Here is a 24,990-nt window from a genome sequence, read left to right on the forward strand (position 1 = left end):
AGGATTTGCGCCAGGCCAACGCACGTGTCAGCGGCGGGGTATGATATACTGGACTTATCATATCCACACAAGAAGGGGAGCACATGGAGAAAAAAGATCTCTATGACGGATTCGTCGAGCTAGAACAAGAAACTCAAGCCATGTTAAGCAAATTGGCAAGCTTGAAGCAAAATATGGCGCAGTTAGTCGAAAAAAACGCCGAACTGGAAATTGAAAATCGTCACTTGCGCGAGCATTTACAAGAATTGCAAACCAGTGCCGATCACAAATCCAGCGGTGCCGTTGAGCTGTCCAAATCTAAGCTCAACTTAGAGAACCTTTATGAAGAAGGTTTTCATGTGTGCCCATATTACTATGGCCAACGCCGCATCGATAATGAACCTTGCGCGTTTTGTGTCGACATTATTTACGGGGAGCGCTAATGCAAAATCAACACAGTTTTGACCAACACGATAGCGGCACGCTTTACTTGGTGCCAACGCCGATCGGCAATTTAGATGACATGACGGTGCGCGCAGTCAAAACCTTGCAAACCGTCGATTTGATCGCCGCAGAAGATACGCGCAACACCCAAAAGCTGCTGAATCATTTCGACATTGCCACCAAACAGATCTCGTTTCACGAACACAATACCCAACAGCGCATTCCTGAGCTGATCGAAAAACTGCAAGCGGGCTTGTCGATCGCTCAAGTGTCAGATGCGGGGATGCCGTCGATTTCCGATCCTGGCAAAGAGCTAGTCGCCGCTGCGATCCAGGCTAACTTACCAGTAGTGCCACTACCTGGCGCCAACGCCGCGACCACGGCTTTGATCGCTTCAGGGTTAGCACCACAGCCGTTTATGTTTTACGGCTTTTTGCCGCGCAAAGCCAGTGTGCAACAGGCGGAATTGGCCAAACTCGCTCAACAAGAACAAACGGTGATCTTTTACGAGTCACCTTATCGCGTCGCCAAAACTTTGACGGCCATCCAAGCGGTTTTCGGGGATCGTCAAGCAGTATTGGCGCGGGAATTGACCAAGTTGCATGAAGAATTTATTCGCGGCAGCTTATCTGAGTTGATCACTTGGGCCGTGGAATCCGCACGCGGTGAGTTTGTGATCATGGTGCAAGGCGCCCAGCCAAAAGCACCACAAGCTTCAGATGTGCCGTTGGTTGAACAAGTCCAAGCGCTGATCGATGACGGCAATAAACCTAATGCTGCGATCAAAGCGGTGGCCAAAGTCAATGGTGTTTCACGGCAAGTGGTTTACAACGCATTTCATGGATTGGAGGCGCTTGAATGAAGTACACCGAACCTTACACGATCCCATTTTTCATGGCCACGCAAAAAGGCACGGCTAGTTTAGCCACCTTGGTCAATGCGATGCTGATGGGCTCCGAACACCAATTAGATGCCGTTGACGCGGGGATGGATGCGGTGTTAGCGCGCGGGATCGGTTGGGTGATCACCCAATATGAACTTGACGTCAAACGCATGCCCAAAGCTGAAGTGCCGCTGATCTTAGGTACTGAAGCGACGAGTTATAACAAGTTGATGTGCTACCGCGATTATTGGATCGACACCACTGATGGCGAGCGTTTGGCCACCATGCGCGGGGCTTGGGTGATGATGGACCTGACTGCCCGCAAAGTGGTGCCAGTGGTCAAAGACTTGGTCGAAAAAGTCGGGGCCCCATATTCTACTCATGTTGAGCGCTTCAAGCGCTTGACCAAGCTCACCCGCGTGGATCGCCAGCAAGCCTATCCAGTGCGCTATTTTGATATTGATGCCAATGGTCACGTCAACAATGTGCATTATTTTGAGTGGATGGAAGATTCACTAGGGGCCGACTTTTTAGCCAGCCACGAATTAGCCAGCATGAAAATCAAATATGCCAAAGAGTTGCCAGTAACGGCGATCCCTCAAGCCCAAGTGCAAATCGAAGGGGCAACAACGATCCATCAAGTGGTCACTGACGGGCAGATCAACGCGGAAGCAGAAATGACCTGGCGCAAGCGATGAGTTGGATCTTCGTGATGTTGTTGGCGGCGATTTTAGCCAGTTTGGTGCAAGGGGTCACAGGGTTTGGCTCTGGGATCATGTTGATGATCTTTTTGCCGACGATGTTGCCGATCGGCCAAAGTGCTGGGGTGTCGACATTAACGATGCTGATCGCCGAAGTGGTGTTGGTGTGGCGTTATCGCCATGCACTACAGTGGCGCCGCTTGCCGTTGCCGTTTTTGGTGTATGCCAGTGTGGCAACGTGGTCAGTGCATCTTGGCAAGATCTTGCCGACGCATTTTTTAAAAGCGTTACTTGGGGCGCTGTTGATCGCGTTATGTCTGTATTTCACTTTGAATCATACGGCTGGTAGCCGGCGCTTTCCGTTGGTGGTGGCGGTAGGCTTTATGATCATTTCTGGCTTTTTCAATGGGTTGTTTGGCATCGGCGGGCCGCTGATGGCGCTATATTTTTTGACCTTAGCCAAAACCAAAGAAGAATACTTAGTAAGCATTCAAACTTTCTTTTTGATCGACACTTTCTATGTCACCACGGTGCGCTTCGCTCAACAGGTGTTGCGTGTGGCGGATCTAAAATATGTGGTAGTGGGGATGATCGGTGCGGTGATCGGCACCATCGTAGCCAATCGCATCGTGGATCACTTGAATGTGGCGATGATCACTCGCGTCGTGTATGGCTTTATCGGGGTGGCTGGCGCGTATTATTTGATCACTGCGTTAGTCACCAGTGGATAAGTATTGAGCCGGCAAGTTGTCCACAAGGGATAACTTGCCGGCTTTTTGGTACAATAGTGGCGGAGGTGTCAAATGAAGCCATTAGTCAAAGCCTTAACCGTCGCGGCAGGCAGCGCGGTGTTGCTTGCAGGCGGTTATATCGGGTATTTATTTGCCAGCTACCACCGCTTGGCAGATGCCTTGCCGCTGAACGTCGCGCATGCGCATCATCACGCGTTGTCCACAGATCAAGTGTATACCGCCATGTCTTATAACATCGGCTACGGTAGTTATCCACCGAGTTACAGCTTTTTCATGGATGGTGGGAAGTATTCGCGGGCGTATAGTGCCCAAGCTGTGGAAAAAAGTTTGGCTGGGGTGGTGCAAACGACGCATCAAATCGCGCCAGATATCGCCTTTTATCAAGAAGTGGATGTGGATGGCGACCGCTCGCGACATGTGGATGAAGTGCAAAAGCTCGCGGCGGGGATGCCTGAATATGATCGCGTTTTTGCGCAAAATTATGATTCGGCGTATTTGTTTTATCCGTTCAACCAGCCGATCGGCGCCGCCAAGTCAGGCTTAGTCACGTTAGCCAAAGCGCCGATCATCAAGGCCACGCGGTATCAGTTGCCTGTGGATACGGATTACAACAAGTTGATGGATCTGGATCGCGCATTTTCCATGAGCCAGGCAAAGGTGGCCAATGGGCATGAGTTGGTGTTGGTAAATATCCATTTGTCAGCGTTCACGCCAAATCACGCGGTGCAAGCTGCACAATTCGCCAAGTTATTTCAAACCATTGCCAAAAGTTATGCCCAAGGGGACTATGTGATCGTCGGTGGGGATTATAATCACCGGCTTATCCCCAATGCGCCGCAAGTTTTCCACACCAGTGACGCCGCGAAAACTTGGACCCATCCGTTTCCGATCGATCAACTACCCGCTGGCTTCAGTCAGCCGACTGCTGGCTTGGCGCAAGCGGCGATTCCGTCAGCGCGCGGGTTGGACCGTCCATGGGATCCTGCACACAGTTTCAAAACCTTGATCGATGGCTTCATTGTGTCAGATAATGTGCAGGTGCATCAGGTCCAAGTTGTCGACACAAATTTCCAATACTCGGATCACAACCCAGTCAAAATGACTTTCAGTTTAAACTAAAATAACCGTCGCATTGTTGCGGCGGTTATTTCAATGCCAAGATCGTGTGCGCCAGCGGACTTTGGGCAAAGTCTGCTTCAGATTTCACTGTTTTGCCAAAATTATCGATCAACCCGTGAAATTCTTGCGCATCATGCAATGCCCAAGTGTCAACGGCGTGGGTTTGGGCTTTGAGCTTGGCGTAAGTGGCAAAGTCTTGCCCCAGCCAGCCAAACAACTTGCGGCTATAGTGATCAGCGATGAACGTTGCTTGATCAAACACATATAAGCGCATGGCGTCGGCAGTTTCTTCACCGATGCCTGGTAAAGATAGGAGTTGTTGGCGCAAACGCGTCGGTGTCGTGGTCGCAATGTGTGCCAGGTCAAAGTCAGCTTGGCTTAGCCAATGAAACAAGGCCATGATCGCGCGGCTTTTATTGCGGTAAAAGCCGCTGGGGCGGATCAGCGTTTGCAGTGCAGTTGGGGATAGCGCCGCCAGTGCTTGAGGATCAAACGCGGTGGCTTGGCGTAAATTGGTCAGCGACTTGTCGACATTTTGCCAGTTGGTGTTTTGCACCAAAATCGCGCCGACTAAGATCTCAAATTTAGAATCTGCTGGCCACCAGCCGCTAGGACCCAAAGTATCGGCAAGTTCATGGTAAAGTCCGTCAAGATCAAGAGATCGCATTGTCGACATAGTCTGCCAAGACCTTTCCGGTTTTGCCAGCAGATAACCCGACGATCAATTTGATGCGCGCTTTTTGACCGTTGAGTCCTTGGCAAAAGGTCACGCCCATTTTGGCCAATTGCGCGCCGCCGCCGGCATAATCGTAAAAGCCTTCAGCCACGCCATTGAAACAACGCGATACCAAAACTACTGGGACGTTGCGATCTAACAAGCGCTTGAGGCCTGGCAAAGTTTCCGGCGGTAAGTTTCCAGCGCCTAACGCTTCGATCACCAAGCCTTGGGTGGTGTCTGGCAGCGCATCAAACAAGGTGCTGTCCATGCCAGCATAGGCTTTTAATAAATATACGGGAGCCACCAAGGCATCGATCGGTAATGCCACTTGATTGATCAACTCTTGAAAGAAGCGCACGCCGCCTTTGGTGACCAAGCCGATCGGGCCAAAAGTCGGGGTGCGGAAAGTGGCAACATTGGTGGTGTGAGTTTTGGTGACAAAGCGCGCGGTGTGGATCTCATCATTCATGACCACTAAGCAGCCTTTGTGGCGCGCAGCTGGTGTAGCGGCAGTGCGAATGGCTGACACATAGTTATAGCTGCCATCTGCGCCGACTTCGTTGCTAGAGCGCATCGCGCCAGTGACGACCACTGGGATCGTGGCATCTAAGGTCAGATCCAAGAAATACGCCGTTTCTTCTAACGTATCGGTACCATGGGTGACCACGATGCCATCGATGCCGTCAGCTTCTGCTTGGCGGATCCGCTGAGACAATTCCAGCATGCGCTGAGGCGTCATATGCGGTGACGGCAAATTGAAAAAATCTTCTGAAGTAACGTCGATGTCTTGGCCGACTAGCGCATGTAGCGCCATTAACGGATTTGTTGCGTTAGGGGAAACGGCGCCGGTTTCGTCTTGGCTCATCGCAATGGTGCCACCAGTATGCAAGGCTAAAATATGGGTCATGAGATCCCTTCTTTCAATAAGTAAGTGTATCAGAAAAATCGGTATAAAAAAACACTTCACAGCAGGAAGTGTCGTTTAAGGGAAGCTTTCGCACGCGAAAGCGATGTTGCGGTTTGGTTACTGGTGAACACTATACGCGGCGTTGGTTAAATTCAGTGTTGGGCGCAGTAGCAAAGCTAACATAATTTCGTGTGAGAGATTTAACTTTTTTCTCATTTAGTGTGAGAATATTTAAGATTTAATTGGTAGGTTTCGACGGGGAAAACGCTTATAAGTTTATTCCCGAACTTATTGAGAATATCCAACCCACATTTTGCCAAGAATATCGGATGATATTTCTCTTGAGTTTTAAAATGTTTGGGTTATGATTAAGCGCGTACCACAAAAATCCAAGGAGTAGAACTTGTTGCGTTAAGTGCCAGTGGAACGGAATGTGAACACTGGACGAAAGCAATTGCTGCGGTAACAAGTTCGCATTCGCCAATCAGTCAGGCTCAAGGGGTGCGCGCCTCCTTGGATCAGACTCGGCGTCTCCACCAAAGGGGATAGTCTTTATGCAATTATCATTTCACACGACCAAACTTGGCACCAAAACTTGGGTCAGCCTCGGGTTATTGATGGCCATGGACTTGGTGTTACGCCGGTTTAGTTTCGGAAACAGTTTCGTGCGCTTAGGGCCGGAATTCATCGCCACGATCATGATGGCGTATTACTTAGGCCCGTGGTTAGCCGCAGTCGGGGCGGCATTGTGTGATCAGATCAACGTGTTGATCTTTTCACCAGGCGTCAATTTCTTAGGCTTTACGCTGACGGCTGTCGTGGCGGCGATCATTTACGGGTTGTTTTTTACCAAAAAGCCGGTGCGCTTGTGGCGCGTGGCGTTGGCGGTATTAGCAGTAACGGTATTGTGCAATATTTTAATGAATACGTTGTGGCTACAAATGATGGGTACGCCTTGGCAAGGCATCATCGTGGTACGCTTGATCAAAGATGCGATCGTGTATCCGATCCAAGTGGCGGTGTCTTATGCGGTATTAACAGCCGTCACCCGCGTCAAACCCACGTTATAACAGATAAGGCTCAGACTGTATCCGGTCTGGGCTTTTTGTTCGTTTTCAGCAAGTCCCGCAAGTTTTTGAAAAAATGTTATAATGGCTAAATAAAATCACTCGGAGGCAGACATGTATTTATTGGCTATGGATACGTCAAATCAAGCAATGAGCGTGGCCGTGATGCACGACCAAACGCTTTTGGCAGAAACGACGATCAATCACAACAAAAAGCACAGCTCACAACTGCTGCCAACGATGCAACATTTGCTCCAATTATCAGGATTGACAGTCGATCAAATCGATCGCATCGTGGTGGCCCAAGGTCCAGGCTCTTATACTGGCATCCGCATTGCCGTCACCACTGGCAAAACTTTAGCCTATACTTTAAACAAAGAACTCGTCGGCGTGTCTAGCTTGGCCGCATTGGCCGCAGGCGTCACCGATACGCAAGCGTTGATCGTACCGTTAATGGATGCCCGCCGGCAAAACGTGTTTGCTGGGGTGTATCAATGGGTCAAAGGTGAGTTGATCAATGTGGTCGAAGATGCGCATTTGCCGCTGACGCAATTATTGGAAGAAGTTCATGTGTTGCGCCAACCAGCTGTATTTGTCGGCGCTGACGTTGAGAAATTTGCTGACGAGATTCGCGCCACATTAGGGGCCAAAGCCAACTTAGCCGATCCGCTGCGCGCTTATCCGCGAGCTAGTCGCTTGGCGTTATTAGGGTTGCATGCCAAGCCCGTGTCGGTGATGGATTTTGTCCCCACGTATTTACGGTTAACTGAAGCAGAACGCAATTGGTTAAAGACCCATTCAAATGAAGGACATGAGCCTTATGTTGAGAAAGTTTAAAGACTGGTTTGAAAATAATCCGCCGGAAAGCTTGGCGTTTACTGAAGAAACTGCGCTGATCCATGACCGTGAGTTTACCTTGCGGCGCATGACCAACAATGATATCGATGCGGCATTGGCTATTGAACGCGCGATCTACGCTGACACACCTTGGGATCGGGTGGCATTTTTATCCGAATTGCATAAACGTCAGCGCAGCTTGTATTTGGTGTTGACGTTGCCCGATGATGGCATCGTGGTGGCGTTTATCGGGTGCATGTTTGCCAAAAATGAAGCCCACATCACCAACATTGCCGTCGATCCGAATTTGCAACATCAAGGCCTTGGGCGCTATTTGATGCAGTGGATGATCGCCAAAGCCAGAGATTTTGGCAGCGACCAGCTCACGCTTGAGGTGCGCACGGATAATACCATCGCCCAAGCGTTATATCATGAGTTGGGGTTTCATGATGGCCGCATCAAAAAAGGGTACTATGTGGCCCATCATGATGACGCCATGGAAATGTGGCGACCATTAGACGAGGAATAAGGAGAACACGTTGAATCAACCGGAATTGATTTTAGCTTTTGAAAGTAGTTGTGATGAAACTTCAGTTGCCGTGGTCAAAAACGGCGACACCATTTTAAGCAATATCATTGCCACGCAGATCAACTCGCATAAGCGCTTTGGCGGCGTGGTGCCAGAAGTGGCCAGCCGCCATCATGTTGAAGAAATCACCTCAGTTATTGACTTGGCAATGAAAGAAGCTGATGTCACTTATGCTGACCTCGATGCCGTGGCGGTGACTTATGGCCCTGGGTTAGTCGGCTCATTATTGATCGGCGTCACTGCTGCCAAAACCATCGCCTTTGCCCACAACTTGCCATTGCTGCCGATCAATCATATCGCCGGACATATTTCCGCGGCGCAATTGGTGAAGCCCTTGATCTACCCATTGTTGGCGTTGGTCGTTTCAGGCGGCCATACTGAATTGGTTTATATCAAAAAAGCTGGCGACTTTAAGATCATCGGCGATACGCGCGATGATGCGGCTGGCGAAGCTTATGATAAGATTGGCCGGGTACTAGGGATCAATTACCCAGCCGGCAAAGAAGTCGATCGCTTGGCGCATTTAGGCCATGACACGTTCCACTTTCCGCGAGCGATGGATGATTCTGATGACTTGGACTTCAGCTTTTCTGGCTTGAAGTCGGCTTTTATCAACACCGTGCATCACGCCGATCAGTTGCATCAAACCTTGAATCGGGAAGACTTGGCCACGAGTTTTCAAGCGGCAGTGGTGGATGTGTTGACCCATAAAACTTTGCGCGCTTTGCATCAACACCCAGTCGCCCAATTGGTGGTAGCCGGTGGCGTGGCGGCTAACCAAGGGTTGAAAGAACGCTTGACCAAAGAACTGGCCAACACTGATGTTGACTTGATCGTGCCACCGCTACGCTTATGTGGCGATAATGCTGGGATGATCGGCGCTGCGGCCCATGTGGCATTGGCCAAAAAACAATTTGGTCGCTTGGATCTCAATGCGGATCCGGGCTTGGATTTTGATCATGCTTAATGGTGGGATGATCGCTGCCATCGCCACAGATCTGGACAACACATTCATGCACCACGGCATGACCATCGCCCCGTTAAATGGGCAAATGGTGCGCCAAGCCGTAGCTGAAGGGATCCATTTTGTGGTGGCCTCTGGTCGCCAAGCGCCAGCGATCGGACAAGTGATGGCCAAAGTCGGCGTGACTGGTGCTAAAGTATGTTTAAACGGTAGCTATGTGGAAGATGAACAAGGCCACGTCTTAGTTGCCAGTGCCATGCCCACGGCTCGCATCGTGCCACTGTTACAACTGGCCCAGCAGTATCACACCAATTTAATGCTTTATCGCAAAAATGGGGTGTTTCGCTATGATGTCACCAACTCGCTGCTGTGGCATGCGGCGTTTTTGGTGCATGGCAAAGGGTATAACCACTTGTTCAAAAGCCAAGCGCGGATGTTGAGGCTATTGGCCACCGATCACGTGTATAAAGTCGGCTTCAACCATCCTGATCATGCCGTGTTGATGCAGATCCGCGATCAACTCGTGGATGCGCCAGTGTCGATGGTGTGGGCGTCGGCGAATTTCTTAGAGATCACCAACGCCGGCGTCACCAAATTAACTGGGTTGCAAGCTTTAGCCAAAGCGTGGCATGGGGATGTGGGAGATTTTGTCGCGTTTGGCGATTATGAAAATGATCTGGCCATGCTTGACGGCGTCGGTTACGGCGTCGCGATGAGCAATGCGATCCCTGAAGTCAAACAAGTTGCCGATGCGGTGGTGGCCAATCACGATCACGCCGGCGTTGGACGCAGCTTACAAAGTTTGTTGGCTCATCAATAATAATCAAGCGCACTCGGGCGATCCTAGTGCGCTTTTTTGTGCGACGGTCAAAAAAGGTCACGTCTGGTTTGACGTGACCTGCAAGGACATTATTCAAATTCTTCCAGTTTCAATGACGCTTCTTCCCAAGCATCTTCAGCAGCGCTGGCTTGTTGGTTCAATTCATCCAGTTTGGTTTGTAGGGTTTGCATTTTGACATAATCGCTTAAGACTTCTGGGGCGGTCATTTGTTCTTGAACTGCAGAAACTTTTGCCTCTAAGCTTTCCATGTCACTTTCAAGCTTTTCAACTTCGCGTTCCAGTTTGCGCTGGGCGCGCTGTTGTTCTTTGGACTGTTGATAATTTTTGGCAGCGGTAGGTGCGACGTCAGCTTCTGGTTGTGCTGCCGCGGCGGCTTGGGCTTCTTGCGCTTGTTTTTCGACGAGCTTTTCTTGGTAGTAATCCCAATTTCCTAAGAACATGGTGCCGCCAGTGGGTTCGATTTCGACGATGCTGGTGGCCAACTCGTTGATGAAGTAACGGTCATGCGACACGAATAAGACGGTACCGGCAAAATCGGCAAGCGCAGATTCCAACACTTCTTTGGAGTTGATATCCAAATGGTTGGTCGGTTCATCCAACACCAAGAAGTTATCATGCTTTAAGGATAATTTGGTCAATTCCAAGCGGGCTTTTTGACCGCCGGAAAGATCAGCCACAGTTTTGCTGATGTCATCGGCGTCAAATAAAAATGCCGCCAACGCTGAACGCACGGCTTGTTCCGGCATGGTCGGGTGATCATCCCAGATCTCATCGAGCACGGTTTTGTTCCAGTGCAACTGGTGTTGATCTTGATCGTAATACCCAGTGGTGACATTGGTGCCAAATTGCGCTTGGCCAGCTAAAAACGGGATCTGGCCTAAAACGGATTTCAATAAGGTGGATTTACCGACCCCGTTTTGCCCGATCACGGCGATGCAATCGCCTTTATTGACTTGGAAGTTGATCGGCCCAGCCATGGGCGCATCGGGTTCGTAGCCGACCGTGGCGTTTTGGACTTTCAACACTTCATTGCCACTGGTGGTTTCTGGGGTGAAGCGAAAATGAACGGTTTTTTCGCGGCCTTGAGGCTTTGGCAGCACGTCCATTTTTTCCAGTTGCTTGCGCCGGGCTTGGGCTTGTTTGGTCGAAGAGGCGCGCACGATGTTTTTGTCGACGAAATCTTGCAACTTGTGAATTTCTTCTTGTTGCTTTTCGTAAGCTTTCCACGCCAATGCCAAGTTGTCGGCTTTTTGCTTCAAGTAGCCAGAGTAGTTGGTTTTGTAGTGGATCGACTTGCTTGGCGTCAGTTCGTAAAGTTCAGAAACGACATGGTCTAAGAAGTATTGGTCATGGCTGACAGTCAAGATCGCGCCAGGGTATGTTTTCAAATAGCCTTCCAGCCATGTCAAGGTTTCAATATCCAAGTGGTTAGTCGGTTCATCCAAAATGATCAAGTCGTGATGTTCCAACAGTAACTTTGCCAACGCCAAGCGGGAACGTTCACCACCAGATAAATTGCCGATGGGCTTGTCATAAGTGGTGTCGTCAAATTGGAAGCCGTGCAACACTGAGCGGATCTCTGCTTGATAGCCATAGCCGTTTTGGGCTTGGAAGTCATGTTGGATCTGATCATATTGGCGCATAACTTGCTCATATTGCTCAGGGTCTTGGGCCAAAGCTGGGTCGGCGATCTGCGCTTCTAAAGCGTGCATCCGCTTTTCCATGGCGATCAGCGGTTCAAAAATTGTCAACATTTCCGCAAAAATGGTGCGGTTAGAGTCCAGTCCAGAGTCTTGGGCCAAATAACCGATGGAAATATTCTTGCTGGTGGTGACTTGGCCATAGTCCGGCGGGTTGATGCCAGCCAAGATCTCCAGTAAAGTGGTTTTCCCGATCCCGTTGGGGCCGACTAAGCCGACGCGCGATCCGGTTTGGATCTCCAGGTTGATCCCAGTAAACAAGTCGTTGCCGTCAAAGGTCCGTCCGACTTGTTGGGCCTGCATAATGATCACAGTGATTACATCCTTTTCTTCAGAGTTCTAGGTAACAATATAACACATTCGTTAAAGCTGTTTTATTCTGGGTTGTGAATTTTTTTGCGCAAGTCAAGGGAATTACTTGCGTTAGTTGCGCAAAGCGGTTACTATCGAATGGAAAGCATGAACGGTGATTCACAAAAGTTTCGCGCAATGCTGAACAAATTCTCAGGAGGTTTAGTACCCAATGGCAGAAACGATCATTCCAAAAGCGACTGCAAAGCGTCTACCCTTATATTACCGGTATTTGACGTTTTTAGCGAATGCAGGTACCACCAAAATCAGCTCAACTGAGTTATCAGAAGCCGTGAAGGTAGATAGCGCCACGATCCGCCGCGATTTTTCCTATTTTGGCGCTTTGGGTAAAAGAGGTTATGGATATGATGTCGCGTCATTGATCACCTTCTTCAAGAAGATCTTGAATCAAGATCGCCTGACCAACGTCGCGTTAGTTGGGGTCGGCAATCTCGGCCATGCGCTGTTGAACTACAACTTCCGCCAAGCCAACAATATTCGCATTTCTGCAGGCTTTGATGTCAACCCAGAAATCGCAAGCACCATTCAAAGCGGCGTGCCGATCTATCCGATGACGGAACTGGTCAAGCAACTTAAAGACCAACAAATCGAGATCGTGATCTTGACGGTGCCAACTGATGCTGCCCAAGCGATCACGGATGATCTGGTCAAAGCTGGCATCAAAGGGATCATGAACTTTACGCCGTTGCGGATCTCGGTGCCAAATTATGTCCGCGTTCAAAATGTGGATCTGGCCACAGAATTACAAACGCTGATCTACTTTTTGGAACATTATGGACCAACGTTGCAAGAAACCGACAAACAGTAAACTAGCTGTTCTTGGTGCCAAGTCGCAAGTTGCGGCTTGGCACCTTTTTGCGTTGGTGGCAGGCACTGGTGTAAGAATGAGCAAACAAAATAGGCTAATTGTGCAATAAAATGTCAAAGTCCGACGATCAGTCGGGTGAATGCGCATTTTGTGCAATCAAATGATCGCTGTGTGCACACTAGTACAGCTTGCAAATGTTGTATTATCTGACATTGGTACACTGCACCCCGCTAGACACACAAACGCCTTTGCGAAGTGATCTTAAAAGGCTGAGATCACCAAGCAAAGGCGTTTATTGATGAAGCCTATTGCAGTTCTGGGTTGTAAATGGTGTAGGTTTGATCAACATTGGTGTTCCAAGAAAAACCACTGTTCATCGCATTTTCCTTCACGTTTTCGTTGTTGATGGTTTCTGAAGGCAAGCCTAAAGCTGCGCGCAGTTGATCGGAAACTTTTTGGATCGCGTCAGTGGACGGGATCTGATAATCCAAGTAAGTGTCATACAAACTGGAGTAAACGTTGGCCGATTGGCCTTGCAAGGTGCCAGTGGAAATGTTTTTGGTGGCTGAGCGGTAGTTGACGAAAATGCTTTGCATGTCATCGAAAGTCAAGTTGGTTTGGATATTAGACGAAACAGTATCCAACAATTTGGTGAAATGCGTCAAACTATTCAACGACACGGCTTTTTTCAAAATGGCTTTGATCACTTGTTGTTGGCGCTTTTGGCGGCCGTAGTCACCTTGAGGATCTTCATGGCGCATTCGCGCATAAGCCAAGGCCCATTCGCCATTGAGGTGCATTTTGCCTTTGGTGAAGTGTTTGTTGTTGGAATGCGAATCATAATAGGAGAATGGCACATCGACATCGACGCCGCCAACGTCATCGACCACTTTCTCCAAGCCGCCCATGTTAATGGTGAGGTAATATTTGATCGGCACATTGACAAGCTTTTGCACGGTGTTGACCGCCATGTCTGAGCCGCCAACGTTATACGCAGCATTGATCTTTTGCATGTTGAAAGATTGGGTGCCGATGAGTTGCGCCACGGTGTCGCGAGGAATAGAAACTAACTTGGTGGTATGTTTTTGCGGATTGACTACCGCAATGATCATGGTGTCAGAATTACCTTTGTAAGTCCGCCCCAACGCGCCGGTATCCACGCCTAACAATAACGCCGCAAAAGGTTTTTTCTTGGCAATGTCAGTGGCGACTTTTTGGGTTTTTAAGCCAGAGTAAGTACTGTTGATGGCATATTTGGCTTGACTGTAAAGCCTCAAGCCATAAGCGGCAGCAGAAAAAATCGCGACCGCTAAGATCAACCCCAGCCATTTGTGCCAAGGCTTATTTGCATGTGGTTGTTGCCGGCGTGAACTTCGCGTTTGCATAGTCGGCCTCCTTTACGTTGTCACTAGTGTACCGCGTGGCAGGACATCTTTGAAAGTCCCAAGGGTTTATTTAAGAAAATTGAAAATTAGCACTCTCAATACAATATTGCTAAAAAAGGCTTGCATTCTAACTTAAAACTAGTTATAGTAGCAGTTGTGGTTAGCACTTAGGAACTAAGAGTGCTAAATAAATTATACCAATTATTTATGGAGGGATTGCCTTGTTAAAGCCTTTAGGAGATCGCGTTATCGTTCAAGTTGTTGAAGAAGAAGAACAAACTGTTGGTGGGATCGTATTAGCCAATAACGCCAAGGAAAAGCCGCAATCAGGCAAAGTCGTGGCAGTTGGTGCCGGCGAGCGCACACCAGAAGGTAAAGTGTTAGCCCCTAGCGTCAAAGTTGGCGACGTCGTGGTTTATGACAAGTATGCAGGTTCTGAAGTGAAGAATGACGGTGAAAAGTACCTGGTCTTGCATGAAAAAGACCTCATGGCCATCGTTGACTAAAAACGTTTTGATCAAAAATAATTTATGAGGTGAATGATACACATGGCAAAAGAAATTAAGTTCTCTGAAGACGCTCGTCGTTCGATGCTTGCCGGTGTCGACAAGCTGGCAGATACAGTTAAAACCACGCTTGGCCCGAAAGGCCGTAACGTGGTTTTGGAAAAGTCCTATGGTGCTCCTGAAATCACTAACGATGGTGTGACCATCGCTAAAGGCATCGAATTAGAAGATCACTACGAAAACATGGGTGCTAAGTTAGTCGCTGAAGTGGCCACTAAGACCAACGATATCGCTGGTGACGGCACGACGACTGCCACGGTTTTGGCCCAAGCCATTATCCGCGAAGGCATGAAGAACGTTACTGCCGGCGCTAACCCTGTGGGCATCCGTCGTGGGATCGAATTAGCTACCGACGCTGCCGTTAAGGAATTGCACAACATTTCCCACATCGTTTCTGGCAAAAAGGAAATCGCTCAAGTCGCTTCGGTTTCGTCCGCCAGTGAAGAAGTTGGCGAATTGATCGCCGACGCCATGGAAAAAGTCGGCAACGATGGCGTCATCACCATTGAAGAATCCAAAGGCATCAAGACGGAATCTGATGTGGTCAAAGGGATGCAATTTGATCGTGGCTACTTGTCTCAATACATGGTCACTGATAACGACAAGATGGAAGCTGATCTGGACAACCCATACATCTTGATCACTGACAAGAAGATCTCCAACATCCAAGACGTTTTGCCATTGCTGCAAGAAATCGTGCAACAAGGTAAGGCCTTATTGATCATTGCCGACGATGTTGACGGCGAAGCTTTGCCAACCTTGGTCTTGAACAAGATCCGTGGGACGTTCAATGTCGTTGCCGTTAAGGCGCCAGGCTTTGGCGATCGGCGCAAGGAACAACTCCAAGATATCGCGACGTTGACCGGTGGTACTGTGATCACTTCTGACCTTGGGTTGGATCTGAAAGACACCAAGTTGGAACAATTAGGGACTGCCAACAAAGTTACCATCACCAAAGATAAGACCACGATCGTTGAAGGCGCCGGCGACAAGGCCGCTATTGACGAACGTGTCGCGATCATCCGCAAGCAGATCGAAGAAACCACGAGCGACTTTGATCGTGAAAAGTTGCAAGAACGCTTGGCTAAGTTAGCCGGTGGGGTTGCAGTGATCAAAGTTGGTGCGGCAACTGAAACTGAACTCAAAGAACGCAAGTACCGCATTGAAGATGCTTTGAATGCCACTCGCGCAGCGGTTGAAGAAGGTTACGTGGCCGGCGGTGGTGTTGCTTTAGTTGACGCCATGAAGGCTGTTGCCGCCCTTAAAGAAGAAGGCGACGTTCAAACTGGGATCAACATCGTGCTGCGTGCCCTTGAAGAACCAGTTCGTCAAATCGCCATCAATGCTGGGCTTGAAGGCTCTGTCATTGTTGATCGCATGAAGAAAGAAGCAGTTGGCTTCGGCTACAACGCCGCGACTGACACTTGGGAAGATATGGCCGCAGCCGGCATCATCGACCCAACGAAGGTGACCCGTTCTGCCTTGCAAAACGCCGCTTCTGTTGCCGCTTTGATGTTGACGACTGAAGCCGTCGTCGCTGACAAGCCTGACGAAAACGCCGCTACTGCACCTGCCGCACCTGCTGCTGGCATGGGCGGTATGATGTAAACCATTTGATCAATTGATCAAATGAGGCTTGATCCGACGTGACAGACGATCATTGTGATCGTTTGTCACGCCGGATTTTTTTATCATCCAAAACATGGGCAAGGGAAGTTTTCCAGCGTTTTGTTTGCGCTGACAAGGCTTCTAGGTGTATATTGTCGGCATACCAGCGAATTGTTGGATCGGGGGAAAAGCACCATGTTCAAACACCATAAACCAGATATTCAAGTCCTGGCCGCATTGACGGCGGCGATCACCGTCACCAAAGCTTGGCCACAAGTTCAGCAGTTGTTGACGGCTTTTACCAAAGAGTATCAACAAGGCAAAGTGTCACCCATTGGCATCGGCGTATTTTCGCGGCGCATTTCCCATGTGATCTACACGCGTGATTACCAGGTGCCCACCGAACTGTTGACCTTGTTGTCACTGCTCAATCAATCCAGCACCCCAGTTGACCCCAGTTGGTCATAGCGATGTGTTACAATTAGTTTAAAGGAGTGATTCCGATGAAACTGATTGAAAACCCAATTCGCTTAAATGCGAGTTTGCACAAAATGTTGCCTTACACCATGCGCTATTTATTCGGCCAACATAATGGCACCGTTAAAACATTTCGCTTGTACACGCTAGGTTCCGTGCATGTTCATTACGTCGAAGGCTTTGCCAAAACCGACGTGATCTTGACGCAAGAGACTCGGCAGATCAAACAAGCTGAGATCGATTTTATCGTGGACAAGTTGTTTACTGCAGATCAAAAGGCTCAGCTTAAAATCGATGATGAAGCCAAAGCCCGAGTGGAAGCCAGCGCGAAGCGGAAATTACCATTCAAAGACATCGTGATCATTGAATTGGCTAACGCGTAACCGCAAAATAATCCCGTCGAACCAACCTTGTTGGGGAGCAGGATTTTTTTGCGCTTTGAAAGCAGCAGGATTTTTTTGCGCCATCAAGGCGGCAGGATTTTTTTGCGCCTTGAAAGGAAATAACCATCAAGACGTGCCGATTTCATTTGCGAGATCGCCACTTTTACTAGCACCGAGAGCCAATATTTTCAAGCCCGTGCAAAGTCTTTATAGCTTTTCAGAAACTGGTGCGCTAGAATAGCATCTGTTTGATTTTTTGAAAATGGAGAAATGACATGCCTCATTTAAAACGCTTTTTAGTGGGCAAACCGCTTAAGTCTAACGAAGAAGGTGGCCAAAAGCTCGGTAAATTCAAAGCTTTAGCCATGCTTTCTAGTGACGCTTTGTCTTCTGTGGCATATGGGACCGAGCAGATCGTTTTAGTTTTGACCACACTGTCAGCCGCAGCGATTTGGTATTCTTTGCCGATCGCGGCTTTCGTGCTGATCTTGCTGTTGGCGTTAACGTTATCGTATCGCCAGATCATCCATGCTTATCCATCTGGCGGTGGCGCTTATGTGGTCGCTTCTGAAAACCTCGGCCAAAATGCTGGATTAGCTGCCGGTGGGTCGTTGTTGATCGACTACATGCTCACGGTGGCGGTTTCTGTGTCTGCTGGGGCAGAAGCGATCACGTCTGCGATTCCAGCTTTGTACGGGCACCAAGTGGTGATCTCAATCGTGATCATCGTGATCTTAGCATTGATGAACTTGCGCGGGATGAGTGAATCCGCGAATTTCTTAATGATCCCGGTATACTTGTTTGTCGTGTCCATCATCGCCATGATCGTGTGGGGCTTTTATCAGATCTTGACCGGCCAGATCCCATTTCACGCGACCCAAGTCGTTGGTGGCGTGGTGCCTGGGATCTCCATGGCGTTGATCTTCCGCGCATTTTCTAGTGGGTCCAGTTCTTTAACTGGGGTCGAAGCGATCTCCAACGCGGTGCCATTTTTCAAAAAGCCGCGGGAACACAATGCCGCGTCGACATTGGCGATCATGGCCACGATCTTAGGGTTCTTCTTTGCTGGTATCACCTTTTTGAACTATTGGTACGGCATCGTCCCAGTGGCCAAAGTCACAGTGTTGTCTCAAGTCGCCGCCAAAACTTTTGGCAACGGCGGGTTCATGTATTATTTGATCCAGTTCTCGACCGCGTTGATCTTGGCGGTCGCTGCCAATACCGGTTTTTCCGCTTTTCCGGTGTTAGCGTACAACTTAGCCAAAGATAAATATCTGCCGCATATGTATATGGATCGCGGCGATCGGTTAGGCTACTCGAATGGTATTTTGACCTTGGCAATCGGTTCTGGTTTGTTGATCGCACTGTTTCAAGGCTCAACGGAACGCTTGATCCCGCTTTATGCAGTCGGTGTGTTCATTCCGTTTACCTTGTCGCAATCGGGTATGATCCGGCATTGGTGGAAACGCCACACCACTGAAAAAGGCTGGCTGGGCAAATCCATTGCCAACTTCTCTGGGGCGTTGATCTCGTTTGCCATTTTGGTGATCTTGTTTGTTTACCGCTTGCCTGATATTTGGCCATTTTTCATTATCATGCCGCTGTTGATCGTGGTATTTTACAAGATCCACACCCATTATCAAATGGTCGCCGCCCAATTGCGCTTGCCTGAAGAAGTGATCAAACACGAATACTCCGGCTCAACGGTGATCGTGTTAGTCGGCAATGTGACGCGGGTGACGCGCGGGGCGTTGAACTACGCGCAAACCATTGGCGACTATGTCATTGCGATGCATGTGTCCATGGACGAAAATCCCAACAAGGAACATGAAACGCAAGACGAGTTCAAACGCGACTTCCCAGATGTGCGCTTTGTCGATGTGCATTCGTCATATCGCTCGATCACTGGCCCGACGATCCGCTTTGTGGATATCATCGCCAAAAATGCCGCCAAGCGCAATTTCACCACCACGGTATTGATCCCGCAATTCGTGCCGAAGAAACCTTGGCAAAACATTTTGCATAACCAAACCAATGTGCGTTTACGCACGGCGTTTGCTTCTCGGGAAAATGTCATCATCGCCACGTACAGTTATCACTTGAAACGCTGAGCGCACTGGCGCCTGCCGCAATCCGGCAGGCGCTTTTTTGTTGGCGGCCGAAAATCTGAAGGCTCCGGTAAATTGGCGCCACTACGGAAAACTGGCCAAGTTGCCGTGCGGCCGGCTTCAGAAATCGGCACAAACCGCCGATGTTCTTACGCCTAAGTTTTGAACCAGCACAAACCGCTGTTTCAAAACTTGCCGGTGAGATCTGCGGATGCCGCCAAAACCCGGCGTCATCCTTGATCTCACTGTCACGGCAATTGGTCAGTTTTCCTCCGTTATGCCAATTCACCTCCGCCTTCAGATTTTCTTCGTTGGCGGTGGGAAGTGATCGATCGCCATGTCGATAGTTGAAATGAAATATTGGGCTTCAGGTTCTCTGCGTTGAAGCTAAATGCTGGTAATGTCGGCCTAATGTTTCACGAACCTAGATATTAAGGCAGATTGATCGAATTGCGTGGTAATCCCTAGGGCGTTTGAATTTGGGACGGAGGTTGGCCAGTACTGCCATAGTGAGAACGCTGTTGGCGATCTATCGCCTACAGCGTTCCGCAAGTCGAGATCCGGCGGGTGGCGAGCGTCGCGAGACATCCCAGCTAGCTCGGCTGAGGACCCTCATTATGGCAGTACTGGCCAGCCGGAGTCCCAAATTCAAACGCCCGCCTTCAGGAGGTCATGCGTCACCGAGGCAATAATGCTACAATAGATGCAGATATTTTAAGGATGGGTGAAATCATGCCGCACAAGACACAAATGACACCGATGATGCAACAATACCAGGCAATCAAGGATCAATACCCTGATGCCTTTTTGTTCTATCGCGTTGGTGACTTTTTTGAATTATATAACGATGACGCGATCAAAGGCGCGCGGATCTTGGAGCTGAAGCTGACTTATCGCAGCAAATCCACCGCCAATCCTATCCCGATGTGTGGGGTGCCGCATCACGCGGTGCAAGCGCCGATCGAAACTTTAGTCGATCAAGGCTATAAAGTGGCGTTGTGCGAACAAGTCGAAGATCCGCGCAAAGCAGTCGGCATGGTCAAACGCGAAGTCACCCAACTGATCACGCCTGGGACCATTTTAGACGTCAAGCCTGGCAAGGCCACGGAAAACAACTACTTGTCTGCTGTGTTGCCAATTGGCGACGACTATGGGTTTGCGTACACGGATCTGTCCACAGGCGAGTTGAAAGTCTCGCGTTTGCGCAACCAATTTGCCGTGCAAAACGAACTCGCCGCGTTAAACACCCGCGAAATCGTGGTGCCCACAGATTTAAGCGACCAAGATGCCGAGTGGCTTGGTAAAGACCGGCTATTGTCACCACAAACCGTCAGTGCGCCAAGCGCCGAAGCTAGCTATGTCAGCCAAGACTTGAGCGACCCTAAAGAAGTCCAAGTGGTGGTGATGTTGATGCAATATTTGCTCACCACCCAAAAACGCAGCTTGGCGCATATTCAAAAAGCCGTGGCGTATCAGCCGTCGCAGTTTTTGGATATGGATCTGGATGCGCGGGTCAACTTAGACATTTTGAAAAACTCGCGCACGGGGCGTAAAGCCGATACCTTGTTGGCAGTGGTGGATGAAACCAAAACTGCGATGGGTGGGCGGCTGTTAAAGCAGTGGCTGGATCGGCCGTTGCTTGACCGCAAGGCGATCAACGCGCGCCAAGATCAAGTTCAAGATCTGTTGGATCATTATTTTGAACGCAGCGAATTACAACAGCGCTTGACGCAAGTATATGACTTGGAGCGCTTGGCTGGACGAGTATCGTATGGCAATGTCAACGGGCGCGATTTGATCCAGCTGCAAAATTCCTTAGACCAGATCCCAGGCATTCAAGACATTTTAAGTCAGCTGGATGATGGCGCGTTTGCCGACATGCGCGCCAAACTCGACCCAGTCAGCGATGTCGCCGATCTCATCCGCCGCTCGATCGATCCTGAAGCCAAGCTGTCGATCACTGACGGCGGCGTGATCTTAGCAGGCTACAATCAGCAGCTGGACACTTACCGCGATACCAATCTCAACGGCAAAAAGTGGATGGCAGAACTGGAAGCCCATGAACGTGAGATCACAGGTATTCGAACGTTAAAAGTCAACAATACTTCCGCAGCTGGTTGGTTTATTTCCGTCCCGAATGGTAGCTTAGATAAAGTGCCTGAAGACCGTTATGAACGCAAAATGACCTTGACGAACGCTGAGCGCTTCACCACGCCAGAACTCAAAGAAAAAGCGGCGTTGATGTTGACGGCGCAAGAATCTGCGGCAGGCTTGGAATATGACTTGTTTCAAGAGATCCGCGAACAAGTCAAAGCGCAGATCGCGCGCTTGCAACAACTCGCCGCGTTGATCGCCAGTTTAGATGTCTTGCAAGGGTTTGCCACAGTTTCAGAAAACAATCACTATGTCCGCCCGCAGATGTTGGCAAAAGGCCATGATGTCGAAGTTCATGGTGGGCGCCATCCAGTAGTGGAACAAGTTTTAGGCCAACAACAATATATCCCCAATGATGTGTTGATGACCGATGATACCGACATGTTGTTGATCACCGGTCCTAACATGTCAGGGAAGTCCACTTATATGCGCCAATTTGCCTTGATCGTGATCATGGCCCAAGCGGGTTGTTTTGTGCCAGCAGACAGTGCCGCGTTGCCGGTGTTTGATCAGATCTTCACGCGTATCGGTGCGGCGGATAACTTGGCGCAAGGCCAATCAACGTTCATGGTGGAAATGATGGAAGCCAACGCCGCTTTGGCGCATGCCACCGCTAGCTCGTTGATCTTGTTTGACGAGATCGGGCGCGGCACCGCCACTTATGACGGGATGGCATTGGCGCAAGCGATCATTGAATATTTGCATGATCATGTCCACGCCAAAACCCTTTTTTCCACCCATTATCATGAATTGACCAGCTTGTCTGACAGTTTATCCAAGTTGAAGAATGTCCATGTTGGCGCTGTTGAAGAAAAAGGCACCTTGGTGTTCTTGCACAAAATGCTGCCAGGACCGGCAGATAAATCTTACGGGATCCATGTAGCCAAGCTAGCCGGTTTGCCAGATAGCTTGCTGCAGCGCGCGGATACGATCTTACAAAAACTCGAAGCCAATGGCGCCAACAGCGCACAAGCTGCCACACCGGTGACGCCTGAGCCTGCTGCCCAAGTGGCAGAACCTGAAGCACAGTTGAGTTTGTTTGAGCCAGAACCTGTGCGGCCCAAGCCTTCTGCCGTGGAAAAGAAGCTGCGTCAATTTGATTTAATGAATGCCACGCCAATGGATGCGATGAACTTATTGTTTGAGTTGCAAAAGCAATTAAAGAAGAAGTGAGCTTATGCCTAAAATTCATCAGCTTTCCCCAACCTTAAGCAATCAAATTTCTGCTGGGGAAGTGATCGAACGTCCTGCCAGTGTCGTCAAAGAACTGGTAGAAAATAGTATCGATGCCGGCGCCACGCAAGTTGACATTAATTTGTTAGATGCCGGCGTCACCATGATCCAAGTGATCGATAACGGTGCAGGGATCGAAGCTGAAGATGTACCGACTGCCTTTTTGCCGCATGCGACCAGCAAAATATTAACGGTGAAAGACTTGTTTAATGTGCATTCGTTAGGCTTTCGCGGCGAAGCGCTGGCCTCTATCGCAGCAGTCGCTGATGTGACGTTAGAAACGGCGACGCAATCTGGGTTAGGCACGATCGCCCATATCGTTGGCGGCGACATGCAAACCATCGATAAAGCCGGCAGCCGCAAAGGCACGCAGATCACGGTGCGCGATTTATTTTTCAATACGCCAGCGCGGTTGAAATATGTCAAATCACAAGCCACCGAACTTGGGAAGATCGTCGACATCGTCAATCGCTTGGCTTTGGCGCATCCTGAAATCGCCTTTAGCTTGCGTCACCAACACAAAATGGTGCTGAAAACTGCCGGTCATGGCGACTTGCAACAAACCTTGGCAGGCATTTACGGGGTGACCACCGCCAAAGGCATGTTAAGTTTTGCCGGTGAAGATGATGATTTCAAGATCTCTGGGTATTTCTCATTGCCTGACACCACTCGCGCGTCACGCAATTATTTAAGCTTGATGATCAATGGCCGCTACATCAAAAACTATCAGTTGACCAAAGCCATCATTGCCGGTTACGGCAGTAAGCTCATGGTCGGCCGCTACCCGATCGCCGTGGTCAATATTGAAATGGCGCCGTTGTTGGTGGATGTCAATGTGCACCCGACTAAACAAGAAGTGCGCTTAAGCAAAGAAAGCCAACTGGCTGACTTACTGACGCAAACCATCAAAACTCGCTTAAGTTCAGAAAATCTGATCCCAGAAGCGTTGCACAATTTGCGTCAGCGTCCGGCAGTGGATCTGGATCAATTGACGCAAACGCTTAATGAAGTCCAGCGGCAGTTTCAACCCCAAGCGCCAACAGCCGCCGCAAAAACCCCAACGCCGATGCCAAGCGTTGACGCCAATGCTGCGCCAACCGCCGAGTTTGGCAAGTCGATGCAAGATCTTGATGGCACGCCGATTTTTAAAGATCCAGCGCGCTTGTCGCAATGGGATGCTAAATACGCCCAGCCGGCGCAACCAGTGGCCGCGCCGGTTGCGGACCGACCAAAGCCTGCCAAACGCTTCCCAGATCTGCGCTACTTGGCGCAAGTGCATGGCACTTATTTGTTGGCAGAAGATCCAGATGGGTTGTATTTGCTGGATCAACATGCCGCTCAAGAGCGGGTGAATTACGAATACTATCGCCAACAAATCGGCGTTGTCGCCACGGACTTGCAACGCTTGTTGGTGCCACTGGTGCTGGATTATCCAGCCAGCGACGCCATTGCGATCAAAGCCGCGCGACCAACGCTTGAAAGCCTTGGGTTGTATCTCGAAGACTTTGGCCAAAATACGTTCATCGTCCGCCAGCATCCCACTTGGTTCAAAGCTGGCCAAGAAGAAGACACCATTCGCGAAATGGTGGATTGGGTGTTAAAAGATGGCCACTTGACCGTCGCCGCGTTTCGTGAAAAAACCGCGATCATGATGAGTTGCAAACGCGCCATTAAAGCCAATCACCATTTAGACACCCAACAAGCCCAAGCGTTATTGGTGAAGTTGGCCCAATGTGAAAATCCTTTCAACTGCCCGCATGGCCGGCCGGTATTGGTGCATTTTTCCAATACTGATCTGGAGAAAATGTTCAAGCGGATCCAAGACTCACACACCACGGAGGATTATTAATGCTGATCTTAGCCAGTCAGGCACCGCGCCGCGTGGCACTGTTGCAGCGCATCACCAAAGACTTCCAAGCCCAAGGCGCATTGATCGACGAGCGGGCACTGCCGCTTTTACCGCCAGCTGATTATGTGCAAAGTCTGGCCCAAGCCAAAGGTCGCGCTGTGGCTGAGTTGCACCCTAAAGCGACGGTGATCGCAGCCGATACCATGGTCGCGTTTCATGATCAGTTGCTAGGCAAGCCACGAGATGAAGCCGACGCATTGGGGATGTTGCAAGCTTTATCTGGCCAAGTGCATCATGTGCATACTGGCGTTTATGTGCGCCAGCCTGATGGCCAAGAGCAGCTGCAAGCGGTGACCACCGCGGTTGAATTTTGGCCGTTAAGCGACGCTGAGATCCAACTGTATTTAAGTTGTGGGGAATACCGCGATAAAGCTGGCGCCTATGGGATCCAAGGCCAAGGCGCTTTATTGGTCAAGGGCATTGTCGGGGATTACTACAATGTGATGGGCTTGCCTATCAGCACTTTGGCGCGCATGTTATAAGAAA

General features: G+C 49.7%; 23 protein-coding genes and 1 riboswitch. Of the genes, 19 read left to right on the top strand and 4 right to left on the bottom strand.

The window, feature by feature from the left end; translation table 11 throughout:
- Positions 1-83 precede the first annotated feature (83 nt).
- The 5 genes from ACKTSG_RS03210 to ACKTSG_RS03230 all read left to right on the top strand — a co-directional run bounded on the left by ACKTSG_RS03210 (position 84) and on the right by ACKTSG_RS03230 (position 3,878).
- On the top strand, positions 84-422 hold the full coding sequence (locus tag ACKTSG_RS03210; RefSeq protein ID WP_407891889.1) for a DNA replication initiation control protein YabA: 339 nt from the start codon (positions 84-86) through the stop codon (positions 420-422).
- Positions 422-1,285 (top strand): 16S rRNA (cytidine(1402)-2'-O)-methyltransferase, encoded by an 864-nt coding sequence (gene rsmI, locus ACKTSG_RS03215; RefSeq protein WP_407891891.1) that lies wholly within the window; start codon positions 422-424, stop codon positions 1,283-1,285. The genes ACKTSG_RS03210 and rsmI overlap by 1 nt, the downstream gene beginning before the upstream one ends.
- Positions 1,282-2,004 (top strand): acyl-[acyl-carrier-protein] thioesterase, encoded by a 723-nt coding sequence (locus ACKTSG_RS03220; protein ID WP_407891893.1) that lies wholly within the window; start codon positions 1,282-1,284, stop codon positions 2,002-2,004. Before rsmI ends, ACKTSG_RS03220 begins: the two co-directional genes overlap by 4 nt.
- Positions 2,001-2,738 carry a TSUP family transporter gene (locus tag ACKTSG_RS03225; protein ID WP_407891895.1) on the top strand — a complete coding sequence of 246 codons (738 nt, stop codon included), beginning with the start codon at positions 2,001-2,003 and terminating at the stop codon, positions 2,736-2,738. Before ACKTSG_RS03220 ends, ACKTSG_RS03225 begins: the two co-directional genes overlap by 4 nt.
- A gap of 72 nt (positions 2,739-2,810) precedes the next feature.
- The gene (locus tag ACKTSG_RS03230; protein WP_407891897.1) at positions 2,811-3,878 is read left to right on the top strand and encodes an endonuclease/exonuclease/phosphatase family protein; all 1,068 of its coding nucleotides are present in this window, start codon (positions 2,811-2,813) and stop codon (positions 3,876-3,878) included.
- 25 nt (positions 3,879-3,903) lie between these two features.
- Here the strand turns inward: ACKTSG_RS03230 and ACKTSG_RS03235 are convergent, their stop codons facing one another.
- Both ACKTSG_RS03235 and ACKTSG_RS03240 read right to left on the bottom strand, forming a co-directional pair.
- Positions 3,904-4,545, bottom strand: a complete 642-nt coding sequence (locus tag ACKTSG_RS03235) for an endonuclease III domain-containing protein (protein ID WP_407891899.1) — start codon at positions 4,543-4,545, stop codon at positions 3,904-3,906.
- Positions 4,532-5,503, bottom strand: coding sequence for an asparaginase (locus ACKTSG_RS03240; RefSeq protein ID WP_407891901.1), 972 nt, complete (start codon positions 5,501-5,503; stop codon positions 4,532-4,534). Before ACKTSG_RS03240 ends, ACKTSG_RS03235 begins: the two co-directional genes overlap by 14 nt.
- Positions 5,504-5,893: 390 nt before the next feature.
- A riboswitch (THF riboswitch) is annotated at positions 5,894-5,988 on the top strand.
- A gap of 69 nt (positions 5,989-6,057) precedes the next feature.
- Here ACKTSG_RS03240 and ACKTSG_RS03245 point away from each other — a divergent pair.
- The 5 genes from ACKTSG_RS03245 (at position 6,058) to ACKTSG_RS03265 (ending at position 9,780) form a co-directional block, all read left to right on the top strand.
- Complete coding sequence (locus ACKTSG_RS03245; protein WP_407891903.1) at positions 6,058-6,573, top strand: folate family ECF transporter S component; 516 nt, start codon at positions 6,058-6,060, stop codon at positions 6,571-6,573.
- Between the two features lie 111 nt (positions 6,574-6,684).
- Positions 6,685-7,407: a tRNA (adenosine(37)-N6)-threonylcarbamoyltransferase complex dimerization subunit type 1 TsaB gene (tsaB, locus tag ACKTSG_RS03250; RefSeq protein WP_407891905.1), complete on the top strand. Its 723-nt coding sequence runs from the start codon at positions 6,685-6,687 to the stop codon at positions 7,405-7,407.
- The gene (rimI, locus tag ACKTSG_RS03255; RefSeq protein WP_407891907.1) at positions 7,391-7,936 is read left to right on the top strand and encodes a ribosomal protein S18-alanine N-acetyltransferase; all 546 of its coding nucleotides are present in this window, start codon (positions 7,391-7,393) and stop codon (positions 7,934-7,936) included. The genes tsaB and rimI overlap by 17 nt, the downstream gene beginning before the upstream one ends.
- Positions 7,937-7,946: 10 nt before the next feature.
- The gene (gene tsaD, locus ACKTSG_RS03260; RefSeq protein ID WP_407891909.1) at positions 7,947-8,963 is read left to right on the top strand and encodes a tRNA (adenosine(37)-N6)-threonylcarbamoyltransferase complex transferase subunit TsaD; all 1,017 of its coding nucleotides are present in this window, start codon (positions 7,947-7,949) and stop codon (positions 8,961-8,963) included.
- Positions 8,956-9,780: an HAD family hydrolase gene (locus ACKTSG_RS03265; protein WP_407891911.1), complete on the top strand. Its 825-nt coding sequence runs from the start codon at positions 8,956-8,958 to the stop codon at positions 9,778-9,780. The genes tsaD and ACKTSG_RS03265 overlap by 8 nt, the downstream gene beginning before the upstream one ends.
- Positions 9,781-9,869: 89 nt before the next feature.
- Here ACKTSG_RS03265 and ACKTSG_RS03270 read toward each other — a convergent pair whose 3' ends face one another.
- Positions 9,870-11,813: an ABC-F family ATP-binding cassette domain-containing protein gene (locus ACKTSG_RS03270; RefSeq protein ID WP_407891913.1), complete on the bottom strand. Its 1,944-nt coding sequence runs from the start codon at positions 11,811-11,813 to the stop codon at positions 9,870-9,872.
- A 211-nt stretch (positions 11,814-12,024) separates the two neighbouring features.
- Between ACKTSG_RS03270 and ACKTSG_RS03275 the strand changes: the two genes are divergently transcribed.
- On the top strand, positions 12,025-12,681 hold the full coding sequence (locus ACKTSG_RS03275; protein ID WP_407891915.1) for a redox-sensing transcriptional repressor Rex: 657 nt from the start codon (positions 12,025-12,027) through the stop codon (positions 12,679-12,681).
- 305 nt (positions 12,682-12,986) lie between these two features.
- Here the strand turns inward: ACKTSG_RS03275 and ACKTSG_RS03280 are convergent, their stop codons facing one another.
- Positions 12,987-14,066 (bottom strand): LCP family glycopolymer transferase, encoded by a 1,080-nt coding sequence (locus ACKTSG_RS03280; protein ID WP_407891917.1) that lies wholly within the window; start codon positions 14,064-14,066, stop codon positions 12,987-12,989.
- Between the two features lie 221 nt (positions 14,067-14,287).
- Between ACKTSG_RS03280 and groES the strand changes: the two genes are divergently transcribed.
- The 8 genes from groES to ACKTSG_RS03320 all read left to right on the top strand — a co-directional run bounded on the left by groES (position 14,288) and on the right by ACKTSG_RS03320 (position 24,986).
- Positions 14,288-14,572, top strand: a complete 285-nt coding sequence (groES, locus tag ACKTSG_RS03285; RefSeq protein WP_407891919.1) for a co-chaperone GroES — start codon at positions 14,288-14,290, stop codon at positions 14,570-14,572.
- A gap of 42 nt (positions 14,573-14,614) precedes the next feature.
- Positions 14,615-16,240 (top strand): chaperonin GroEL, encoded by a 1,626-nt coding sequence (groL, locus tag ACKTSG_RS03290; RefSeq protein ID WP_407891921.1) that lies wholly within the window; start codon positions 14,615-14,617, stop codon positions 16,238-16,240.
- A gap of 195 nt (positions 16,241-16,435) precedes the next feature.
- Positions 16,436-16,708: a hypothetical protein gene (locus tag ACKTSG_RS03295; protein WP_407891923.1), complete on the top strand. Its 273-nt coding sequence runs from the start codon at positions 16,436-16,438 to the stop codon at positions 16,706-16,708.
- A 35-nt stretch (positions 16,709-16,743) separates the two neighbouring features.
- A complete protein-coding gene (locus tag ACKTSG_RS03300) occupies positions 16,744-17,100 on the top strand; it encodes a DUF1827 family protein (RefSeq protein WP_407891925.1) in 357 nt (118 codons plus the stop codon).
- A 275-nt stretch (positions 17,101-17,375) separates the two neighbouring features.
- A complete protein-coding gene (locus ACKTSG_RS03305; protein WP_407891927.1) occupies positions 17,376-19,211 on the top strand; it encodes an APC family permease in 1,836 nt (611 codons plus the stop codon).
- A gap of 729 nt (positions 19,212-19,940) precedes the next feature.
- Positions 19,941-22,535, top strand: a complete 2,595-nt coding sequence (gene mutS / locus ACKTSG_RS03310) for a DNA mismatch repair protein MutS (protein ID WP_407891929.1) — start codon at positions 19,941-19,943, stop codon at positions 22,533-22,535.
- Positions 22,536-22,539: 4 nt separating this feature from the next.
- On the top strand, positions 22,540-24,444 hold the full coding sequence (mutL, locus tag ACKTSG_RS03315) for a DNA mismatch repair endonuclease MutL (RefSeq protein ID WP_407891931.1): 1,905 nt from the start codon (positions 22,540-22,542) through the stop codon (positions 24,442-24,444).
- Positions 24,444-24,986 carry a Maf family protein gene (locus ACKTSG_RS03320; protein ID WP_407891933.1) on the top strand — a complete coding sequence of 181 codons (543 nt, stop codon included), beginning with the start codon at positions 24,444-24,446 and terminating at the stop codon, positions 24,984-24,986. Before mutL ends, ACKTSG_RS03320 begins: the two co-directional genes overlap by 1 nt.
- Positions 24,987-24,990 lie beyond the last annotated feature (4 nt).

It is taken from the genome of Lacticaseibacillus salsurae, assembly GCF_045862175.1.
GTDB lineage: Bacteria > Bacillota > Bacilli > Lactobacillales > Lactobacillaceae > Lacticaseibacillus > Lacticaseibacillus salsurae.

Coding starts and splice junctions, on each gene's coding strand:
- ACKTSG_RS03280 (WP_407891917.1), bottom strand. CDS start 14,066: ATGCAAACGCGAAGTTCACGCCGGCAACAACCACATGCAAATAAGCCT.
- ACKTSG_RS03245 (WP_407891903.1), top strand. CDS start 6,058: ATGCAATTATCATTTCACACGACCAAACTTGGCACCAAAACTTGGGTC.
- mutL (WP_407891931.1), top strand. CDS start 22,540: ATGCCTAAAATTCATCAGCTTTCCCCAACCTTAAGCAATCAAATTTCT.
- ACKTSG_RS03300 (WP_407891925.1), top strand. CDS start 16,744: ATGAAACTGATTGAAAACCCAATTCGCTTAAATGCGAGTTTGCACAAA.
- ACKTSG_RS03235 (WP_407891899.1), bottom strand. CDS start 4,545: ATGCGATCTCTTGATCTTGACGGACTTTACCATGAACTTGCCGATACT.
- mutS (WP_407891929.1), top strand. CDS start 19,941: ATGCCGCACAAGACACAAATGACACCGATGATGCAACAATACCAGGCA.
- tsaB (WP_407891905.1), top strand. CDS start 6,685: ATGTATTTATTGGCTATGGATACGTCAAATCAAGCAATGAGCGTGGCC.
- ACKTSG_RS03275 (WP_407891915.1), top strand. CDS start 12,025: ATGGCAGAAACGATCATTCCAAAAGCGACTGCAAAGCGTCTACCCTTA.
- ACKTSG_RS03230 (WP_407891897.1), top strand. CDS start 2,811: ATGAAGCCATTAGTCAAAGCCTTAACCGTCGCGGCAGGCAGCGCGGTG.
- ACKTSG_RS03210 (WP_407891889.1), top strand. CDS start 84: ATGGAGAAAAAAGATCTCTATGACGGATTCGTCGAGCTAGAACAAGAA.
- rsmI (WP_407891891.1), top strand. CDS start 422: ATGCAAAATCAACACAGTTTTGACCAACACGATAGCGGCACGCTTTAC.
- groL (WP_407891921.1), top strand. CDS start 14,615: ATGGCAAAAGAAATTAAGTTCTCTGAAGACGCTCGTCGTTCGATGCTT.
- ACKTSG_RS03240 (WP_407891901.1), bottom strand. CDS start 5,503: ATGACCCATATTTTAGCCTTGCATACTGGTGGCACCATTGCGATGAGC.
- ACKTSG_RS03295 (WP_407891923.1), top strand. CDS start 16,436: ATGTTCAAACACCATAAACCAGATATTCAAGTCCTGGCCGCATTGACG.
- ACKTSG_RS03220 (WP_407891893.1), top strand. CDS start 1,282: ATGAAGTACACCGAACCTTACACGATCCCATTTTTCATGGCCACGCAA.
- ACKTSG_RS03305 (WP_407891927.1), top strand. CDS start 17,376: ATGCCTCATTTAAAACGCTTTTTAGTGGGCAAACCGCTTAAGTCTAAC.
- ACKTSG_RS03265 (WP_407891911.1), top strand. CDS start 8,956: ATGCTTAATGGTGGGATGATCGCTGCCATCGCCACAGATCTGGACAAC.
- rimI (WP_407891907.1), top strand. CDS start 7,391: ATGTTGAGAAAGTTTAAAGACTGGTTTGAAAATAATCCGCCGGAAAGC.
- ACKTSG_RS03225 (WP_407891895.1), top strand. CDS start 2,001: ATGAGTTGGATCTTCGTGATGTTGTTGGCGGCGATTTTAGCCAGTTTG.
- ACKTSG_RS03320 (WP_407891933.1), top strand. CDS start 24,444: ATGCTGATCTTAGCCAGTCAGGCACCGCGCCGCGTGGCACTGTTGCAG.